This window comes from Micromonospora lacuserhaii (assembly GCF_036902735.1).
In the GTDB taxonomy this organism is placed as follows: domain Bacteria; phylum Actinomycetota; class Actinomycetes; order Mycobacteriales; family Micromonosporaceae; genus Micromonospora.
On record NZ_JBAKHO010000013.1, the window covers coordinates 104,648 to 123,586 of the forward strand.

Sequence of the window (18,939 nt, forward strand, 5' to 3'; positions counted from 1 at the left end):
CGGACAATCGGGAAACCTTCATGCGACGCCTCCCGTCGAAGATTTGATCGTGCCCTCTCGATATGCATCGGTGCCCAAGACAACGAAGCGAGCCGCCCGCAACAGGACAGGCGAGTTGACGACGCGGTCGAGAAGTTGGTCTCGCTCCGTTGGATTCCATTCCGCGAGGCGTCCAGGGCTGCTCGCCAAGCAGAGGAGAAACCTCGCGGCCAGATGCGGATCGTCAATGCCACTGCTCGCAGCCGTAGAGGCGATCGCACCTGCGAAACCCGAAAGTAGGGAGGTCCTCGAGCCCGACCACCGCCAAAGGTGATGGGCGACGTCCTTGGCAAGCGCCTTCTGACTGAAGGAATCACCGACCATCGCCCGCATCTCGTCCAGGTGATCCAAGACATCCCCGAGCTCGAGCTTGCGCTCCAGCCGCGCCCAATGATTTCCAGCGATCACCGAGACAAGAGTGCGAGCAATTGCATTTAGAACATTGCGCTGCTGGTACCGCGCGAACGGGTCGCCGGGCAGGTCGGCACGCAACCAGTTGTGGTGACCTTGGACCAGGCGCATGAGTTCGTGTCGAGTCCTGGATACGGCGGCCTCAACGGACGAGCGAGCGCTCCCCATCGCCCGAAGCTCGTTGGGATCGGGAGGAAGGATGACGGACGCCTCAACGTTTCCCGCGGTTGCCCGAAGCAAGCCACCCCGCGGTGGTGCTTGGATCTCTGCACCCGGCTCGTAGGAGACTCCGACGAGCGGCGACTCCACCGGAAAAAACTCGATACGTGTGTCGTCGCCATCGGTCCGATCGACAAGCCGCGCACTACGTCTGCGGTGGCGCTTCACGAGGACCCAGCGGAGTGCCCGGAATCCTCGATCACAGACGAGGGAGGCGAAGCCGATCCCTGCCTTGGATACAGCAATTTCGCAGGACTCCGCTTCGTCGTAACTGCCCTGCAGGTCTGCGCTGCTGAACTCACGCTGTGCGAACTTGCTCCAAGCGGCAGAATTCATCGGGAGGTCGATGCGACGGTGGATCTTCGCCACCGGTTCACCGTCGGCACCACGGAGCGTCACCGAGAGCTCAGCAGTTGCATTCCGCGGGCCAGCGATGAACAGGGACGCACTTTGCGCCCACAACTCGGTCAGGCTTGGCCGTGCTGGCGACGCTAGCAGTCGGATGCCCTCACCTGACGTCGCACCCTCTGGCCGAACCTGTGGGTCGCGGATCGTGACAAGCAGCGAGCCCTCAGCGAGCGGCTGGTCGCCAGTGGCCAGCAGCGTAGCGGTGACCTGGTGCGTACCGACTGTGAGCCCGTCGAGCGAGACGAACAGGTCGGGCTGCTGAGCTGGCCACGCTAGGCTATATAGATCACCGTCGACTGCCAGGACACACTTCTCCGGTGCCCGCTCGGCGCGGAGCCCGATCATGGCGTGTTCTCCGGCGAGCCATTCAACTGAGCCTTCACCGTCCCAGGCGCTCGCCACCATGCCGATTGGTCGCACCGCAACATCCGCCAGGACCGAGATGCCCGTCGCGACCAGTGCGGCAGCGTCAGCCTCGCCAATGGCCCGGGGAACGGACAAGTCAAACGCTCGCACTCCATCGACGTGGATGGTCGTTTCCGTGAGCCATGGAACGTCCGGCGGCTCTATCACGCCGTCGCCGACCAGCACGTACGAACGCCCGGGCCGGGCAAACTTGCCTTTGACCTCCATGGCAGGACCAGCGTCGCGTTGCCGGAACAGCCACCACGGACCGGCACTCATCATGCATTGATCAGCGATGAGCCCGTTCACCGGCGCAGACCCACGCTCAAGCTGAATGAACGGCGTCTCCCGCCGAGGCCAGGAGGTAAGTCGCACTTCCTGACCGGGGTAGACGAGGCGCCCAGTCGCGAGCATCTTGCCATCAACGCCGGCAATGCGGGCTCGCGACCTTCTGAGTTCGTCGTAGACGTGCGGCAGTCGACCGTGAAGCAAGGTAAGATCCGGAAGTTGGGCATAGGCCCGCCATCCGCCCTCCTGATACCGGAGGAGCAGCTTCGGATCGGTGGCGGCAGGAAGACGCTCCTTTCGCTGGAGTGATGCGGTCCCCGTGCTGTGCGAGCGGAAGCCGCTTGCGCGCACACGGCTGGCGGACTGCTTTGCCTGCGTGAGCCAGAGTCGAGACTGGCGTTCGCGAGACAGGCCTTCGACGAGGCGATGTAGCGTCGAGCGCACGAGGTACGGCGACTCTTCGTCGTCACCAGACAACAGGGCCGCGGCGACCTGACCAAGAAGTGTCGCGTTCTCGCAAAAGATTCGAAAGCGTTCGGTATACCCACCCGTCCGAGACGCAAGAATGGCGCCGAGGGCATCCGGACTTCCCAGCAGACGCGTCGTCAACCCCGTCCTGAACTCATAGAGGAGGTGAGCTAGCTGCCGCTGCAAGTAGGTAGGCAGTACGGCGTGCGTGATTGGCCAGGCGATGATGGTGAAGTTCTGCGCAAACGCGCCAGTCGGCACCGCTCCGCCGTATTCGTCAGCGAACCTCATGAACCACGTCTTGATGCGCTGTCGGTCGCCATGCGTGCGCCACGATGGCGTCGAGGTCTCAAAGCTGAGCCAATATTCATCCCCGACGTAGTCGTAGCCCGACTCCGCCGCATAGACAACGAACGGCAGCCACCACTGACGGACGCGGGCACCGAATCCCTGCGCGACCGCCGTACGCACGGTCGTCTTCAGCAGGTCTAGCTCCGTCTCGCCTAGGTCGTGCTCTAGTACGAAGACCGGCGTCACGGGGTCCAACTGCTGACGAGTCTCGTGTAGGTGGCGGAAGTGGTCGTCCAGCCTCCTATGCAGATATTCCAGAATATCTACAGTCCCGCCCTGCCTGACTTCCTCCACGCTCGCTGCCACCTCCCCCACAGAGCCGGCCGATGCGCTGCCTTCTGCGCCAGGCGATCAATGAGGTCGTCGACCTGCTCATTGGCCTGCGCCATGATGATCAGCGGCTCGCCGGCGGTAGCCAGCTCGATGGCAGTGCGCACCGCCAGGGTTGACTTGCCGGCTCCGGGCGGCGAGTCGACGACGACGCCTCGGTAGTGGCCGGAGCGCAGGTCGGCCAGCACGGCGGTGGTCACCCGTTCCGCTTCGACCGCGGGCGGTACCTCCAGCCCAGCAAGCATCGCCCCTCACCTCCCCACAAGGTGTGCCGGGGACATTACCGGCAGGGCTCCTACCAGCGGGACCCCCGAGTGTTCACCCGTTCAGCCGGCTCCACATGGCCTCTTTGCGCTGTCAATAACCTACGGAGTTGATATTGCACGACGGCAACCACTTGCCAACGCTGCGACTTTCCCCAGGTCAGGGCGTAGGTCATGGAGAAACCGAGCCCCACCCGTACTCGCCGGCAGCGAATGACGGACTCGGCAACCACTGCACCCATGTAGAGGACATCTGTCGTGGACCCGACAGCAGGACTATTGGGCTCCGCGGGACAGCGCCTCGGCCCCTTGGCCGGCTACCTTGCCTTGGTGACGGATCTTGACTGGGGCATCTACGAGCACCTGATCACGCAACAGCTCGCCGAGCGGCTCCAGCACGTTGACCCCGCCCTGGTTCAGCACGACAAGCTCGACTCGGGCGACGCTCACGACGTACTCGCTCGGCACCTCGCGACCCTCGCCCGCCGCGCCCTGCTCGCCGTCGGCGCTGGCGACGACAAACTCGCCCGCCAGGTCGAGCTGGCCAACCGCATCGCCGAGAGCATCGCCCAGGCCCAGCCGCGTGCCGTCGACGCCGACGACCAGGTCGCCGATGCCCAGCGCCTGCTACACGCCATCGCCGCCCCACCGGCGCCGCCCGCCGCGCCCACCTTTCCGGTGCGCCCCGCCACCCTGCTCTCCACCGGCGCGCTGCTGGTCAACGGTCGCCACCAGCCGCGCATCGGCCACGAGGTCACCCACGAGATGGCCTCCGCCGACGAGGTCGACCTGCTCTGTGCGTTCATCAAGTGGCACGGTCTGCGCATCGTCGAGCCGGCCATCCGCGAGCTGATCGCCCGCGGCGGTCGGCTGCGGGTCATCACCACGACGTACATGGGGGCGACCGATCAGCGGGCCCTGGATCGGCTCGCCGAGCTGGGCGCCGACATCAAGGTCTCGTACGAAACCAGGACCACCCGGCTGCACGCCAAGGCGTGGCTGTTCCGCCGCAACAACGGCACCACCACCGCGTACGTCGGGTCGTCGAACCTGTCGAAGGCTGCGCTGGTCGACGGCGTGGAGTGGAACGTCCGCGTCTCCAACCTGGAGCAGCCGCACGTCATCGACACCTTCGAGGCGACGTTCACCGACTACTGGAACGACTCGGCCTTCGAGGCATACGACCCGGCGAAGGACGCCGACCGGCTGCGCATCGCGCTGCGCGGCGAGCGCCCTGACGAGGCACCAACCGAGATCGCGAACCTGGACGTCCGCCCGTTCCCCTACCAGCAGGAGATCCTCGACGACCTGGACGCGGAGCGGCTGGTGCACGGGCGCTGGCGGAACCTGGTGGTGATGGCGACCGGCACCGGCAAGACCGTCGTGGCCGCGCTGGACTACCGCCGGCTCCGCAAGGCCGGCCACGTCGACTCGCTGCTCTTCGTCGCCCACCAGGAGCAGATCCTGCGCCAGAGCCGGTCGGTGTTCCGGCAGGTGATGGGGGACGGCAGCTTCGGCGAGACCCTCTTCGGCGGCGACAAGCCGAAGGACTGGAAGTACGTCTTCGCCTCGATCCAGTCGCTGCACCGGCAGGAGATCGACCCCGAGGCGTACGACATGGTGATCATCGACGAGTTCCACCACGCCGAAGCGCCGACGTACGCCCGACTGCTGGAGCGGCTGCGGCCGCGCGTACTGCTGGGGCTGACCGCGACCCCCGACCGGACGGACGGCGGCGACGTGCGCCGCTGGTTCGACGGCCACGCCGCCGTGGAGCTGCACCTGTGGGAGGCCCTCGAACGGCAACTACTGGCACCGTTCCAGTACTTCGGCCTGCACGACGACGTCGACCTGTCGCAGCTGCGCTGGAAGCGCGGGCAGGGGTACGACCCGGCCGAGCTGGACGGCGTCTACACCGGCAACCACGCCCGGGCCCGGATGATCCTGCGGGCGGTACGCGACACCGCCGACGTCGGGCGGATGCGGGCGCTCGGGTTCTGCGTGAGCATCGGGCACGCCGAGTTCATGGCGGACTGGTTCATCAAGCACGACGTACCGTCGGCGGCGGTGACCTCGCGGGTCGACGCCGCCCGGCGGCAGGCGCTGCTGACCGCGTTCCGCAACCGTGAGCTGCGGGTGCTCTTCACCGTCGACCTGTTCAACGAGGGCGTCGACCTGCCGATGGTCGACACGATCCTCATGCTCCGGCCGACCGAGAGCGCCACGATCTTCCTGCAGCAGCTCGGCCGCGGCCTGCGCCTGGACGACGACAAGCCCTGCCTGACCGTGCTCGACTTCATCGGCGGGCAGCACGCCAACTTCCGGTTCGACCTGCGGTGGCGGGCGCTGACCGGGGTCAGCCGGCGGGCCGTCGAGGCGGCCGTGCGAGACGACTTCCCTTCGCTGCCGAGTGGCTGCCACATCGAGCTGGACCGGGTGGCGAAGGAGGTCGTGCTCGCCAACCTGAAGTCGGCGCTGCCAACCTCGAAGAACGGCCTGGTGGCGGAGCTGCGGCAGCTCGGTGACGTGACCCTGGCCAAGTTCCTGCGGGAGACCGGCCTGGAGATCGAGGACGTCTACCGGTCGGCGAGCATCGGCGGGTGGGCCGGGCTGCGGCGTCTCGCCGGCATCGAGACCTCGACCGCCGGGCCGGACGACCGCGAGATCGGCCGGGCCATCGGGCGGATGCTGCACATCGACGACGTCGACCGGCTGGACCTGCTGGCCCGGGTCGCAGGCGGCGAACACCCCGGCGGCGGCCGGCTGCTGGACATGCTGCACTTCAGCCTCTGGGGGCCGTCGGTGTCGCTGACCGAGCGCGACGCCCGGCTGAAGCGGCTCTGGGCGGAGCCAGCGCGGTGCACGGAGCTGCGCCAGGTCGCCGAGGTGCTGCGAGACCGCATCCACCGGGTCACGGTGGAGCCGGAGTCGGCGCGGGTGCCGCTGCGGGTGCACGCGCGCTACAGCCGCAACGAGGCGTGCGCGGCCTTCGGGATGGCGAACCCGGGATCCCTGCGCGAAGGCGTGAAGTGGCTGCCGGACGAGCAGGCCGACCTCTTCTTCGTCACTCTGGTCAAGTCCGAGGAGCACTACTCCCCCACCACGATGTACGCCGACCGGGCCATCAACGACAGCCTCTTCCAATGGGAGTCGCAGAGCACGACCTCGTCGGTCTCGGCGACCGGGCAGCGCTACATCAACCACGAAAAGGTGGGATCGACGGTGCACCTGTTCGTCCGGGAGACCAAGGTCCCCGACCGCGACCTCGGTGCGCCGCCGTACCTGTACGCGGGGCCGATGACGTACCAGGAGCACAGCGGCGACCGGCCGATGCGGATCCTCTGGCGGCTGCAGCACCCGCTCCCCGCCGACATGTATGCCGCCGCCCGGGCCATCGCCGCATGAGCGCCGGGCAGGAGGTGCTGGAGCGCCTGACCTCGTTGCGGCTGCACCAGCAAAACGGCCGCCGCGCACCGCACAAGCCGCTGCTGGTGCTGCTGGCGCTCGGACAGCTCGGCCGAGGTGGGTCCAGTGAGCTGCCGTGGTCACAGGCACAGGAGCGGCTGAGCGAACTGATCGTCGAGTTCGGCCCAGCGTCCAAGACCGGACGGGCGCAGAGTGCGGCATACCCGTTCACCCGGCTCCGCAGCGACGGCGTGTGGACGTTGAACCGGGACGTACCAATGGATCTGGTGGGGCCGTTGGCAACCCACAACGTCGTGGGCCGCCTCGACACCGCCACCGAATCAGCCCTATGCCGGGACCCCGAGCTGGTGCGGCGGGTCGCCCGCGCCTTGGTGGAACAACATTTCCCGCCCACCATCGCACCCGACGTCCTGACCGCAGCGGGCCTGGACCCAGACAACGTCCTCCAGGCGTCCGGCGTCACAGCGATCCCCGCTCGGCGCCGGGATGCCGCCTGGCGGGCTGCCGTGCTGCTGGCATGGGACCGGCAGTGCGCTTTCTGCGGGTTCGACGGTCAGCTCGGCCACGCCACCGTCGGCGTGGAGGCGGCGCACGTGCGCTGGTGGACCTTCGAGGGCCCGGACAGCCCCGACAACGGACTCGCGCTCTGCGTACTGCACCACAAGCTCTTCGACCGCGGCGCGCTGGGGCTCGACGACGACCTACTCGTCACCGTCTCGACGGCCTTCACCGCCCGCACCGCCACCGGCCGCATGGTGTATGACCTGCACGGTCGGCCGCTGCGACCGCGGCCGGGGGCACCGGTTCCCGCCGTCGCCCATGTCACCTGGCACCAACGCGAGGTGTTCAAAGGCGCTCCGCTGGCCGCATGAGTCTCAGCCGTTCAAGTACCGGCACCGCGAGCACCCAGCGGCTCGGTTGGGTGACTCTGTCCTGGTCAGGACGTGCGTTGGGGACCTCCGGGTGATCCTGGCCTGGCCGGGACGTCCGTCTCGGCTGGAGCCAATTGATCGGAGTGCAACCACCCATGCCCAGGTTCACGACCCAGGACTACTGGATTGACCATCGTTCGACCATCCCGGCGAACACGGACCAGCCAGTCAAGCTCTTCGTCCGGTGGCACAAGCCCGAACACCCGCATGGCGAGAGACGTAGGCCGGTCGTCATGGTGCATGGCAGGAGCATTCCGGGGCTCGTGGCGTTCGACCTAGGTGAAGGCCAGCCCGGCTACTACGAGGACTACAGCTGGTCGAGGGAGCTGGCGAAAGATGGCTACGACGTGTTCGTCATGGACCTGCAGGGTATAGGCCGTTCGACTCGCCCGTCAGTGATGAATGACAAGTGCAACATCAACCCGGCTCAGCAGCTAATCGTGCTCCCGCAGACGTGCCCGCCGACGTATGCGTACCAGTTGAGCAACTCGCAGAGCGACTGGGACGAACTTGACAAGGTCGTCAACTGGGCGATGGGACAAACGGGCACGAGCAAGGTCGATCTCGTCGGTTACTCAGCGGGCGCCTTCGCGGTTGGGCCGTACGCGATGGCGCACTCGGACAGGGTGTCCAGTCTTCTCCTGCTCGCACCGGCCTTTGCGATGAAGGGCCCGTCGAGCCCGGTGGCAAGCCTCCCACTCGGCAGCAGCAACCCCCCACCCGGCTTCTGGGGGTTCCCGATGTTGATCCAAGACAAGCCAGCCTTCGAAACCGGGTGGAACAACGAGGTCTTCGTAGAACCCCGGTGCCCGGAACAGCGGGACGACGCACACCACATAGTCGACGTGGTATGGCAGGCGGTCATGAACAACGACGACGTGGGCCGCTCATGGGGACCCGGTGTGTTGCGGTTCCGGAATCCCTACTGGTGGGGCTGGAACCCGGAGACTGTCGGGAGCGACCAGATCCTCGGCGATGAGGTGCCCATGCTCATCGTGTACGGGGAAAAGGACAAGATCGCGGGAGACAACCCGGTGCAGAACTTCTGTGTTCCCAAGCTCTACGACCACATAAACGGCCAGCACAAGCTGATGTTCCGCGTGGATGCGACCGGGCACCACATCGTCTGGGAGCGCCAGCGCAAGCACGTACACAAGCTGTCCAAGAAGTGGCTCAAGAGCGCGAACACCGGAATGCCGTACAGCATCGACAGCAAGAGCAACGGAAGCTATGGGCTGGACTGGGACGGCGATCGTTATGACCTGCCCAGCAGCACAATAATTCAGACCCAAGATGAACGGTTGCTCGCAATGTCGCTCGTGTAGCAGGAACGACATATGTCGGCGCGGCGGCCATAGCGAAATATGGTGGTGGCCGCGCCGTCCCCTACACCCTCGCCACGCTCGCCGGCTCCGGCGGGACGTGCCGCCCGCTGGCCGGCCGCTCGTCCCCATGCCCCGGCCACCACGCCCGATGCCCGATCAGCGCGGTCAGCGCCGGAACGAAGAACATCGACATGACGAACGCCGACAGCACGATGCCGATCGCCACCGCGAAGCCCATCTGCTGCAGGAACGAGATCGGCGCGAGCATCAGCACCCCGAACGTCCCGGCAAGGATCAGGCCCGCCGCCGCGACCGTCGGCCCCGCGTGCTCCACCCCGATAGCGGCGGCCTCGTGCGGCTCGTTGCCCTCCCGCGCCTCCTCACGCAGTCGGGCGATCATCAGGATGTTGTAGTCGGTCCCGATCGCCACCACGAAGAGGTAGAGGATGATCGGCAACTGGAACGTGATCCCCGGCTTGTCCTGCAGCCCTTGGAAGAGATAGACCGTGGCGCCCAGCGTGGCGGCGAAGTTGAGCAGCACCGCTATCACGAGGTAGATCGGCGCGACCAGGCTGCGTAGCAGCAGCGCGAGGATGAGCGCGATCAGGCCGGCCGCCACCGGCAGGATCACCGACAGGTCGCGGTTGTTCGCCGCGTTGATGTCCGCGAAGATCGCGGTAGGTCCCCCGACCACCGCCCGGGTGCCGGGCGGGGCCGCCGCGTGCAGGGCGTCGCGCAGGTCCTCGCGGACGAGCGTGATCGCCTCGTTGGAGACCGGGTTCTTGTCGAGCAACAGGTTGACCCGGGCCACGCTCGGGTCGCTGCTGCGCTCCGGGGGCTGGGCCCGGCCCACTCCCGGGGCGCCCGCCGCGGCCGCCGCGAAGGTGCTGACCTGTTGCTCGGTCAGCGGCGACCCGTTGCCGGTGGTCAGGTAGACCTCGGTCGGGGCGAGCGCACCGGCGGCGAACCCGCGCTGCAGGTCCGCGGCGGCCTTCGCCGACTCGGTGTCCTGGGGGAAGCCGGCGCTGAAGTCGTAGTCGGCCTTGTAGCTCAACACACCCGCGGCGAGTGCGACCAGCAGGGCGCCGGATGCCGCCGCGACGAGCGCCGGCCGGCGACCGATGACGGTCCCGAGGCGACGCGCCATGGTGGCCTTGGGGGCACGCTGCCACGCCTTGGACGGCCAGAAGACGTACCGGCCGAGCAACGAGACGACCGCCGGGATGAGCGTGAGCGAAGTGACCAGCATGACGCCGACGGCGATCGCGAGCGCCGGGCCGAGGGAGCCGAAGAAGCCCAGGGAAGCGAGGAGCAGCACGAGGAACGCGACGATGACGGCTCCGGCGGCCGACGTGATGACCTCGCCGACCCGCTCGACGGAGACCATCATCGCGGTGCGCTTGTCGTCCCCGGCACGCAGCCGCTCGCGGTAGCGGAAGAGCAGGAACAGGATGTAGTCGGTGCCGATGCCGAACAGCACGATCAGCAGCACCGTCTGCAGGTCCTGGCTCACGTTGAGGTCGAACGCCTTGCCCGCCGCGGCGACGAGCCCGCTCGTGACCCACATGACGACGCCGATCACCGGCACGGGCAGCAGCGCGGCGATGGGGCTGCGGAAGATGATCAGGATCAGTCCGATGATCAGGATGATCGTCGCGACGCCGACCACGGCAAAGGCCTTGTTGAAGGTGTCCTCGTTGTCGACGAAGCTCGCCACGTCACCGGCCACGCCCGCGCTCAGCCCACTGCCCGCCAGCTCCGGTCCGATGGCCGCGCGCAGATCGCGTACGGCGTCGAGCAGCGCCGGGTCGTCCGGGGTGACCGCATCGAGCCCGACGTTCACCACCTGCACCGACTTGTCCGGCGCCACGGCCTGCGGGCCGGTCAGGTAGCCGGACGTGCGCGAGATGTTCTTCGCCTTGAGCGCCTGGGCGAGCTGACCCACCCGTGCCTCGTCGGTCGGCGTGAGCGACTGCCCGTCGGCGCGCTTGACCACGATGGTCGCTGTCGCCGTGGCCTGCTGCGGAAACGCCTTCTTGGCGAGTTCGATGGCCTGCACGGACTCGTACGAGCGGGGCAGGAAGCTGCCCTGATCGGCGGAGGTGATGTCGCTCAACGACGGCGTGGTGACGATGATGGCGACTGCCGCGAGCACCCAGCCGGCGATCACCCACCAGGCCCTGCGTACCACGAATCTGCCCAGCCGCTCGAACATGGTTTCCCCCGTTTGTTCGGCACAACCGACACCTGAGGCGTGGGGCGCCTCTGGGCGCCCGCCCGTCACTCTGCTGGGCAGCCTTCGCTACCCCGTGTGCATCCTACCTACCGCGGGCAATCCTTTTCGGACGCGTGGGGCGCGGGGGGGTGTTAGCCGGTAACTGGTTGGTACACGTACACCGGCTCTTTCCTGCCGGCGCGCTCCGGACACCTGCCGGTCTTGCCGCCCACCATGCCGACCCGGCCATCCGCACACACCGTCAGGTGCCCCCTGCCCTCCCGGAATCCCTCCACACACGTGAACCAGCTGCATATGTCGGGAGCCGGCTCGCGGACGAGGACACCGCCGCAGTAGGTGTAGCCGTACGGATTTTCCGGTGCCCCGCACCGGTCCGCAGGTATCGACGAAGGCGTACCCGAGGACGCAGTGGGAGCCGGCGCCGGGTCGATGAGCCCCGGGGTCGGGACGGGCCGGGGCGCGCCCGGGTCGGCCGGACCGGAAGTCGGCGTGCCGGTCGTGACATCGGGATCCGCTGTGCGGGAAGCGGCCGTGCCGGGCGCCGTAGGAGCGGCGCTGGGCGCTGCCCCGCTCCCGGGCAGGGCACCCGGAGTAACAGGTACGCCGCCCTGGAACGCGCCGCGCGGACCGGACGGCCCAGCGGAGTCGGCCGTCATGGCGTAGGCGGGCAGGGCGATGAGCGCGACGGCGGCCGCGAGGATCGCGGGGTGGGCGAGGCGGGCTCGTGCCGGCGCGTGTTGCGCCGTGACGATCGCCGGAGCCGGCGGCCGCGACCGCCGGTTGGCGGCCACCGCGTCGTCGAGCCGGGCGAGGACGATGCGGCGCTGCCCGATGAAATCGGCGTACGCCATGGTCAGCCGCAGCCGGAAGCGGGCCGCGACGGCCAGGGGCACCCGGAGGCCGGCGACGGGCCGACCGCTCACGCTGTGCAGCAGGCTGATCGGCGCCGCCGGATGGTGCGCGAGGCCGCTCAGCTCCGCGTACGTCCACTCCAGATCGCCCTCGCGGCCGAAGAGGATCACGCGGCGGTCGGTGACCACCACCGTTCCGGCGTCGGTCACCCGCACACCCTTGGGCAACCGTCGTGTCCGCTTCGTTCGCTGGACGGGGATGACGGCGAGCTCGGGGGCGGGAAGGTCGGCGTGGTCGTCCTCCACGTCGACGAGTTCGGCGTCCGGCTGCACGGCGAGAACCACCTCGTGGTCGGGCAGCTCCACCGGCAGAACAGCCGCCGATTCGGCCGGCACCTCCTCGGCCGCCGCTCGCAGGCGGAGCAGTTTGATTCCCCGCAGGCACCAGGCCTCGACGGCGTCCTCGTGGGCGTGCCGCCGCCGCTTGTTCTCGCGGGTGGCCCAGCGGGCACGCCAACCCGAGCCGGTCCTGTCCACCTCCGTCACCGAGGCCGCCTCCCGCGAAGATGATTCGGCATGGCGTGGGGTATAACCCCTCAGGCCCGGCCAGGACACGCCCTCACCTCCTCATCGGACCGAATCGGTCACCGTTCGCGTACCCATGGAGGCGGCCTGCCACTCCGGCGAGCGCCCGGTAGGCGCGACGGGACCGGTGGGCGCGGTGACGGGAGCCCGGATCAGGCCACCAGGGCGTACGGCTCGGGCTCGGTTGACAGGCGGCGCTGGTCGTAGTCGGGGGCGAGCGTGCCGAAGATCCGGTCCCAGATCGACGTGTAGAAGCCGAGGTTGACCGACGGCTCGACGTGGTGCCCCGCGTGCAGGGTCGGGGTGGCGACCCAGCGGAACACCCGGCTGCGCCGGGCCGCCGGCGGGAGCACCTCCACGCCCAGGTGTCCGAAGATCCCGAAGACGAGGTTCACCGCGGTGTAGGCGAGGATCGCCCCGACCGAGAACGCGTGTGTGGCGAGCGCCGCCAGCCAGAGCCCGCCGAATCCGAGGATCTCCAGCGGGTGCAGCGCGTACAGCGTGGCGGGCCGGGCGTCGACGAAGCGGTGGTGCAGCGCGTGGGCGAGGGGGAAGAGCCGGGGCCGGTGCGCGACCGCGTGGCCGGCGTACATCAGCAGGTCCATCAGCAGGAGCAGCAGGACGAAGTCGGCCAGGATCCGGAGGCCCGGGTCCGCGTTCAGGTGGATGATCCCGGCCTTCCACAGCCCCCAGCCGGCGACCGTGACCACCGAGTTCATCAGGATCGCCCCGCCTGCGAGCCAGACCTGCAGGCGGCTGATCCGGCCGGGATCGGGCAACAGCCGTACGACCGTCGGCAACCGCAGCATGGCGTTGCCGACGCCGACGGCGATCAGGAAGAGAACCATGTTCTCGAGCAGGGCGAACCCGACCACCTGGCCGACATCGAGTCGCCACGCCCAGTCAAGTACGGCATCCATGTCCCTGAGTATGCGCGGGACCTCTGAGCATGCAAGGGAAGGATCGCGTCGGTAAGAATCGGCCCCTCGGGCGCACTACAGGCGAGGGGCCTTGAGTCTCCCGTAATGCGTGTCCGGACACCCGTAGCGTGACCATCGAGAACTCAGGCGACCCTGGCCGGGCTGCGGCACGCGATCGCGGGGCCTGCCCCCGACGGCCAGATCGGTGTCCCGCGCCCCGTGAGGTGCCCGTGACAGGTGCTACTGCTGGTGTCTCGGAACCCGCGGCGCGCGCCCACCACGCCTCATAACCTGGGAAGCGGGAGCACTTCCGGCACTGATCGACGGAGGACACCGTGACCAAAGCCATCAGGGACGCCCTTGAGGGCGTCAGCGAGATCGACCTCACCGTGACCGGCCGGAAGACCGGGCGGCAGATTTCGCACCCTGTGTGGTTCGTGCAGGAGGAAGAGAGCCTGTTCCTGGTCCCGATCACCGGCTCGGACAGCCAGTGGTACAAGAACGTACGGCAGACACCGATGATCCAGGTGTCCTCGAACGGAACGGCGTTGAGCACGAGCGCCACCCCGATCACCGAACCCGACCGGGTCGACCACGTCGTGGAGATGTTCCGCGACAAGTACGGCGCGGATCAGGTGGAGGCGAGCTACCCGAAGCGCGACGTCGCCGTCCAGGTCGCGCTCGGGTAACCCGAGGCCGCGCCTTCGGGCGTCGCAACGTCGCCGGACCGGAGGCCGTCCGCGCCGGCGAGGTAACTGCACGGAGACGGTCAGTCGGTGATCGTCAGCGCGACCGGCAGGCCCTGCTGCACCTCGAGGACCGCCCGTTCCCCGAGCGGTTGCGCCAGGTCGACGGTGGCGGTGCGGCGCGCTCCGACATCCCCGCACGACTCGCCGTCGCCGTGGGGGCGCTCATTGACGATCACGACGAGGGCGTTGACCGACTCGACGGCCTCCGCGCTGTAGTCGGCGCCGCACGGCTGACTCGCGGGGCCCGGGGAGCCGGTGAAGGCGACGGTCAGCCGCCGGCTGGTCGTGCTCCCGGTCGCCGACTCGATCGCCAGCCCGCCGCGCGGCTGCTCGGGACCCCACGGCGGTGGCGTCACCACGATGGCGGCCGAGGGGGCGACCGCGATCCGGGTCAGCCGCACCGCCGTGCCCTTGAGGGTGTACTCCCAGGCCGGGGCCGTGGCGGGGCCACGGGTGGTGGGGATCCGGACCGCGGTCAGGCGCGCGGCGGTGACCTCCAGGGGTACGCACTCGCAGTCCCCGCCCGCCGCTCTCAGCTGGGCGAGTGTCTCCTCGGCCGACATCAGCGGAACCGGCTGCGTCCTGCCGTTCTCCCAGACCACCTTCCCGGTGGACTGCCCGACGGTGGGCAGAGCCGTGGCGGGGACGACTCGGCCGGCCAGCAACGCCTGCTTGTTGTTGTCCCCGTTCGCCGCTTCCCAGTCGCCGAGCTGGCCGGTCAGCTCCCCGACCGGCACGAAGCTCTGCGCCTCACCGGCGTCGAGGACCGCCTTGTCATAGCGGGTCAAAGCGTCGTGGGCCTGCTGGCGCAACCTGTCCAGGTCATCCCCGCCCGGGCCGCTGCCGATCGCGCCGCAGCCACCGAGCACGGCCACCGCCGCGACCCATACCAGCCAGCGTCGTCCACCCATCCCCGCTCACCTCCGCACCCCTTCGACGTCCGCCGACCCCGCGAGGGTTCCGGGAAGTCCGGTCGGTGTCACCGGGGTCAGCTCGAAGTGGACGGTACGGCCGGTCCTGCGACGCCCGAGCCGGTGCATCAATGGCACGAGCACCCGGTGCAACATCGGGCGTTTGCGGGCCAGTGATCGGGCGGCCCGGTCGTACTCCGCTCCGGTCAGTCGGCGGGCCGTAGCTTCGATGGCTGGGCCCGTCGGCGTGCCGCGCGTGGTGGACGGCGCCACGGTGACCCGCGGATCGTTGCGCATCCGTACCGTCTTCCACGCCTTGTCGAAGCTGCGCACGTACGCCCGCTCCCCCACCACCGCGATGCTCACCGGTGTCGGCACCGCCGTCCCGTCCCGCTTGAACGTCGTCAGCACCACCGTCTTCTGCCGCAGGAAGGGCGCCCAGTCCGGGGAGGCGGAGGGCGGGACGTACCCGACCACCCACCCCAGCTCGCGCAGGCGGATCACCAGCGCGATCAGGGCCAGGACGGCCAACAGCAGCACCAGCCAGGTCTGCACCGCACTGCCGCCGACGTGCGCGTCGACCGCGTGCGACACCGTGTGCGCCAGCCCACCGACCAGGTACCCGGCCAGGGCCACCGCGAGCGCGTCGGACCAGATGAGGGCCAGCAGCAGGGTCGCCCCGATGCCGAGCTGGAACGCCCCCGCGTCGTGCACAAAGTGCTCGCTGGGCGGAAAGTCGACCGCCGAGCTGAAAGAGGAAGGCGCCACCAGCGCCCACACCCCGATGACCATCGCCGCCAGGCCGAGCAGCGCGACCAGGACCCGCATCATGCTTCTCATGCCCGCCTGACGGACCAGACCACGCAGACGTGACACGGGGAGCCGACCCGACGGCCGGCTCCCCGCCGCAGACAGCGGTCCCGGCTACTCGTTGACCCGCCGCACGTCGACCTCGACGTCGATCCCGTGCGCGGTGAAGACGTCGACGAACCGCTTGCCCCACTCCACCGCCTCCTCCTTCGACCGCACCTCGATGAGCCCGAACCCGGCGATGAGCTCCTTGGTCTCGGTGAACGGCCCATCGGTGACGGTGGTCTTGCCCTTGGTGGCGGTGATCCGGGCCGACTCCTCGCTGCTCTTGCACAGCCCCTCGGCGGCGAGCAGGATGCCGGCCTTGGCGACCTCCTCCATGTAGGCGCCCATGGTCTTCATGAACTCGGGGGTCGGCTCGAAGTTGCCGGGGACCTTCTCGTCCAGCTTGTGCATCATCATGTAGCGCATTTCAGTGGTTCCTCTCGGTGTGCAGGGAGACTGCGGTGAGCCAGCCGAAGATGAACAGCGATCCCAGCGCCATCCGGACGCTGATGCTGTCCTGGTCGGGCCAGGCCATGACGACGACGGTCGCCAGGGCGCTGGCCAGGGAGAACACCGCCCAGCCGCGCCGGCCGCTGCGCAGGTACCGGCGGGCGAAGGCCAGGCAGGCGATGGTGAGGGAGCCGAAGGCCAGCATGGCTCCGACGCCGTGACCGACGGCGTGCCAGCTCAGCGTGTCGGGAGCGCCTTCGGGCGCGCCGGCCGGCCAGCCCATGCTGGGGTCGGAGGGCATCGCCCCGGCGACGATCAGGCCGACCCCGAAGACCGCCACCAGTGCCGGCCCCCACGTCCCGGCCCGGGCCCGCCTCAGCCCGAGAGCCCCGGCGAGCGCCAGCAGCCCGGAGAGGACGAAGTTGGCGGTCTGGATCCAGCCGTACTCGCCGAGGGCGAGCAGGCTGAGCGGCTGCCGGCTCAGGTCGAACCCGTCGCGCAGCAGCACCTGCGCGGCGGCCACGACCAGGAAGAACGGCCCGGCGGCGATCCCACCGGCCAGCAGGGTCCGCGTCGGCAGGGCCCCGGTCACCCGGGCCCGTGGCATCGTCGTACTGGTCATCTCGATCTCCTCGTCATCGGTTCTCACTGACGCGTCGATCGGGTCGGCCGGGATCCGACATCACCTCTCAAGTTTTTTTCTGGCGCTCGCTGGCGGCGGCGCGATCCAGCAGCAGCGCCCGTTCCCGGGCGTTGCCCGTGAGGGATGCGGCGCGCTCGAATTCCGCGCGGGCCTCGTCGTGGCGGCCGAGCTTGGCGAGCAGGTCGCCGAGCACGCTGGGCAGCAGGTGGTAATTGGCCAGCGCCGGCTCGTCGGCCAGGGCGCGGGCCAGTTCCAGGCCGGCGGCGGGGCCGGCGGCGAAGGAGACGGCGACGGCCCGGTTGAGTTCCACCACGGGCGAGGGCACGACCCGGGCCAGGTCCGCGTAGAGCGCGGCGATCCGCGCCCAGTCGGTCTCGTCGGGGGTACGCGCCCGCGCGTGGCAGGCCGCGATCTCGGCCTGGAGGGTGTACGGGCCGGGGGTGCCGCCGAGCGTCCGGGCCCGGTCGAGGGCGGCGAGGCCGCGGCGGATGAGGAGCTGGTCCCAGCGGCTGCGGTCCTGGTCGTTGAGGAGGACGGGTTGCCCGTCGGGGCCGGTGCGGGCGGCGGTCCGGGACGCCTGGATCTCCAGCAGCGCGGCCAGGCCGTGCACCTCGGGCTCGTCGGGCATCAGCCCCTGCAGGATGCGGGCCAGGCGCAGCGCCTCCTGGCTGAGGGCGGGGCGCATCCAGTCGTCGCCGGCGGTGGCGGAGTAGCCCTCGTTGAAGATCAGGTAGATGACCTCCAGGACGGAGTCGATCCGTTCAGCGCGTTCGGCGGGCCCGGGGACCTCGAACGGCACCCGGGCGGCGGCGAGGGTCTGCTTGGCCCGGGTGATCCGCTGCCCGACGGTGGCCTCGGTGGTGAGGAAGGCGCGGGCGATCTCGGCGGTGCTGAGCCCGCCGACCAGCCGCAGGGTGAGGGCGGCCCGGGCGATCGGGGAGAGCACCGGGTGGCAGGCGACGAAGATCAGCCGGAGCAGGTCGTCCTCGATGCGTTCCTCGGCGGCGGCGTCGAAGTCGGGGGTGAACTCGTCGGCGCCGAGGTCACGGCCGAGTTCGGCGACCTTGCGCTCCTCGGTCTGCCGGCGGCGCAGCGCGTCGATGGCCCGGCGTTTGCCGACGGTCATCAGCCACGCCCCCGGGTTGGCCGGCACGCCGTCGCGCGGCCAGCTCTCCAGCGCGGCGACGAGGGCGTCCTGGGCCAACTCCTCGGCCTGCCCGACGTCGCGGGTCAGCGCGGCCAGGCCGGCGACCACCCGGCCGGACTCCATCCGCCAGACCGCCTCGACGGTGCGCCGTGCCTCCGACTCCCCCATGGCCAGTCATCAGAGCAGGTCGCGCGGCGCGGGGACAAGGACCACGTCGACGGGCGCCACCTCGGCCAGGTGACCGTGCATTGCCGGCCCGTAGACCGGTTCCTTCCTGCCGTGGCGGTCCGGGCAGGAGCCGTACCGGCCGCCCACCGTGCCCACCGTTCCGTCTCCGCACCGCACCAGGGGGCCCTGGCCGGCCCAGAATCCGTCCACGCAGTCGAAGTAGCCGCACACGTCGGCCGCCGGTTCGAGGATCAGCGAGCCGCCGCAGTAGGTGTAGCCGAACGGGTTCTCCGGCGCCCCGCACCGATCCGAGGGCGTCGGGGCCGGCGACCCCGGCGGAGTGGGGGGCGGCGTGGCCGGCGGGGTGGCGGGCGGCGTGGGCGTCCGGCTCGGCTCGACCGGACCCGGGGTCGGGGTCGGGGTCGGGGTTGGGGTTGGGGTCGGGGTCGGGGTCGGGACGCGGCCGGCCGGCCGGGCGGTCCGCGGCCCCCGGCCGGCGGCCCGGTCGGCGGGATGCGGCACGTGCCGATCGGCCCGCGGCGGCAAAGTCGGAGGCCAA

13 protein-coding genes and 2 pseudogenes are annotated in these 18,939 nt (G+C 69.4%); 4 read left to right on the forward strand and 11 right to left on the reverse strand.

Annotated elements, in window-relative coordinates:
• Window positions 1–18: 18 nt before the first annotated feature.
• On the reverse strand, window positions 19–2,883 hold the full coding sequence (locus V6U81_RS12115) for a hypothetical protein (RefSeq protein WP_334488109.1): 2,865 nt from the start codon (window positions 2,881–2,883) through the stop codon (window positions 19–21).
• A 38-nt stretch (window positions 2,884–2,921) separates the two neighbouring features.
• Window positions 2,922–3,164: pseudogene (locus tag V6U81_RS12120) on the reverse strand (helicase); the annotation flags it as partial.
• 348 nt (window positions 3,165–3,512) lie between these two features.
• On the opposite strand from V6U81_RS12120, the gene V6U81_RS12125 reads away from it, so the two are divergent.
• From V6U81_RS12125 to V6U81_RS12135, 3 genes are all read left to right on the forward strand, one after another.
• A complete protein-coding gene (locus V6U81_RS12125) occupies window positions 3,513–6,587 on the forward strand; it encodes a DEAD/DEAH box helicase (RefSeq protein WP_334488112.1) in 3,075 nt (1,024 codons plus the stop codon).
• Window positions 6,584–7,480: a phosphorothioated DNA-binding restriction endonuclease gene (locus V6U81_RS12130; protein WP_334488114.1), complete on the forward strand. Its 897-nt coding sequence runs from the start codon at window positions 6,584–6,586 to the stop codon at window positions 7,478–7,480. The genes V6U81_RS12125 and V6U81_RS12130 overlap by 4 nt, the downstream gene beginning before the upstream one ends.
• Before the next feature lie 155 nt (window positions 7,481–7,635).
• Complete coding sequence (locus V6U81_RS12135; RefSeq protein ID WP_334488116.1) at window positions 7,636–8,865, forward strand: alpha/beta fold hydrolase; 1,230 nt, start codon at window positions 7,636–7,638, stop codon at window positions 8,863–8,865.
• Between the two features lie 61 nt (window positions 8,866–8,926).
• Here V6U81_RS12135 and V6U81_RS12140 read toward each other — a convergent pair whose 3' ends face one another.
• The 3 genes from V6U81_RS12140 to V6U81_RS12150 all read right to left on the reverse strand — a co-directional run bounded on the left by V6U81_RS12140 (window position 8,927) and on the right by V6U81_RS12150 (window position 13,457).
• Window positions 8,927–11,080, reverse strand: coding sequence for an MMPL family transporter (locus V6U81_RS12140; RefSeq protein WP_334488119.1), 2,154 nt, complete (start codon window positions 11,078–11,080; stop codon window positions 8,927–8,929).
• Window positions 11,081–11,232: 152 nt separating this feature from the next.
• A complete protein-coding gene (locus V6U81_RS12145) occupies window positions 11,233–12,498 on the reverse strand; it encodes a hypothetical protein (protein ID WP_334488122.1) in 1,266 nt (421 codons plus the stop codon).
• Window positions 12,499–12,689: 191 nt separating this feature from the next.
• Window positions 12,690–13,457: a sterol desaturase family protein gene (locus V6U81_RS12150; protein WP_334488125.1), complete on the reverse strand. Its 768-nt coding sequence runs from the start codon at window positions 13,455–13,457 to the stop codon at window positions 12,690–12,692.
• A 335-nt stretch (window positions 13,458–13,792) separates the two neighbouring features.
• On the opposite strand from V6U81_RS12150, the gene V6U81_RS12155 reads away from it, so the two are divergent.
• Complete coding sequence (locus V6U81_RS12155; RefSeq protein ID WP_334488127.1) at window positions 13,793–14,146, forward strand: nitroreductase/quinone reductase family protein; 354 nt, start codon at window positions 13,793–13,795, stop codon at window positions 14,144–14,146.
• Between the two features lie 80 nt (window positions 14,147–14,226).
• Here the strand turns inward: V6U81_RS12155 and V6U81_RS12160 are convergent, their stop codons facing one another.
• From V6U81_RS12160 to V6U81_RS12185, 6 genes and pseudogenes are all read right to left on the reverse strand, one after another.
• Window positions 14,227–15,117 (reverse strand): hypothetical protein, encoded by an 891-nt coding sequence (locus tag V6U81_RS12160; RefSeq protein ID WP_334488129.1) that lies wholly within the window; start codon window positions 15,115–15,117, stop codon window positions 14,227–14,229.
• A 6-nt stretch (window positions 15,118–15,123) separates the two neighbouring features.
• Entirely contained in the window at window positions 15,124–15,945 is an 822-nt protein-coding gene (locus tag V6U81_RS12165; protein ID WP_334488132.1) for a PPOX class F420-dependent oxidoreductase, read from the reverse strand.
• Between the two features lie 96 nt (window positions 15,946–16,041).
• Complete coding sequence (locus V6U81_RS12170) at window positions 16,042–16,398, reverse strand: YciI family protein (protein ID WP_334488135.1); 357 nt, start codon at window positions 16,396–16,398, stop codon at window positions 16,042–16,044.
• Window position 16,399: 1 nt separating this feature from the next.
• Window positions 16,400–17,044 (reverse strand): DUF998 domain-containing protein, encoded by a 645-nt coding sequence (locus V6U81_RS12175; protein ID WP_334488138.1) that lies wholly within the window; start codon window positions 17,042–17,044, stop codon window positions 16,400–16,402.
• Window positions 17,045–17,111: 67 nt separating this feature from the next.
• Entirely contained in the window at window positions 17,112–18,380 is a 1,269-nt protein-coding gene (locus tag V6U81_RS12180) for an RNA polymerase sigma factor (protein WP_334488140.1), read from the reverse strand.
• Between the two features lie 9 nt (window positions 18,381–18,389).
• Window positions 18,390–18,939: pseudogene (locus tag V6U81_RS12185) on the reverse strand (hypothetical protein); the annotation flags it as partial.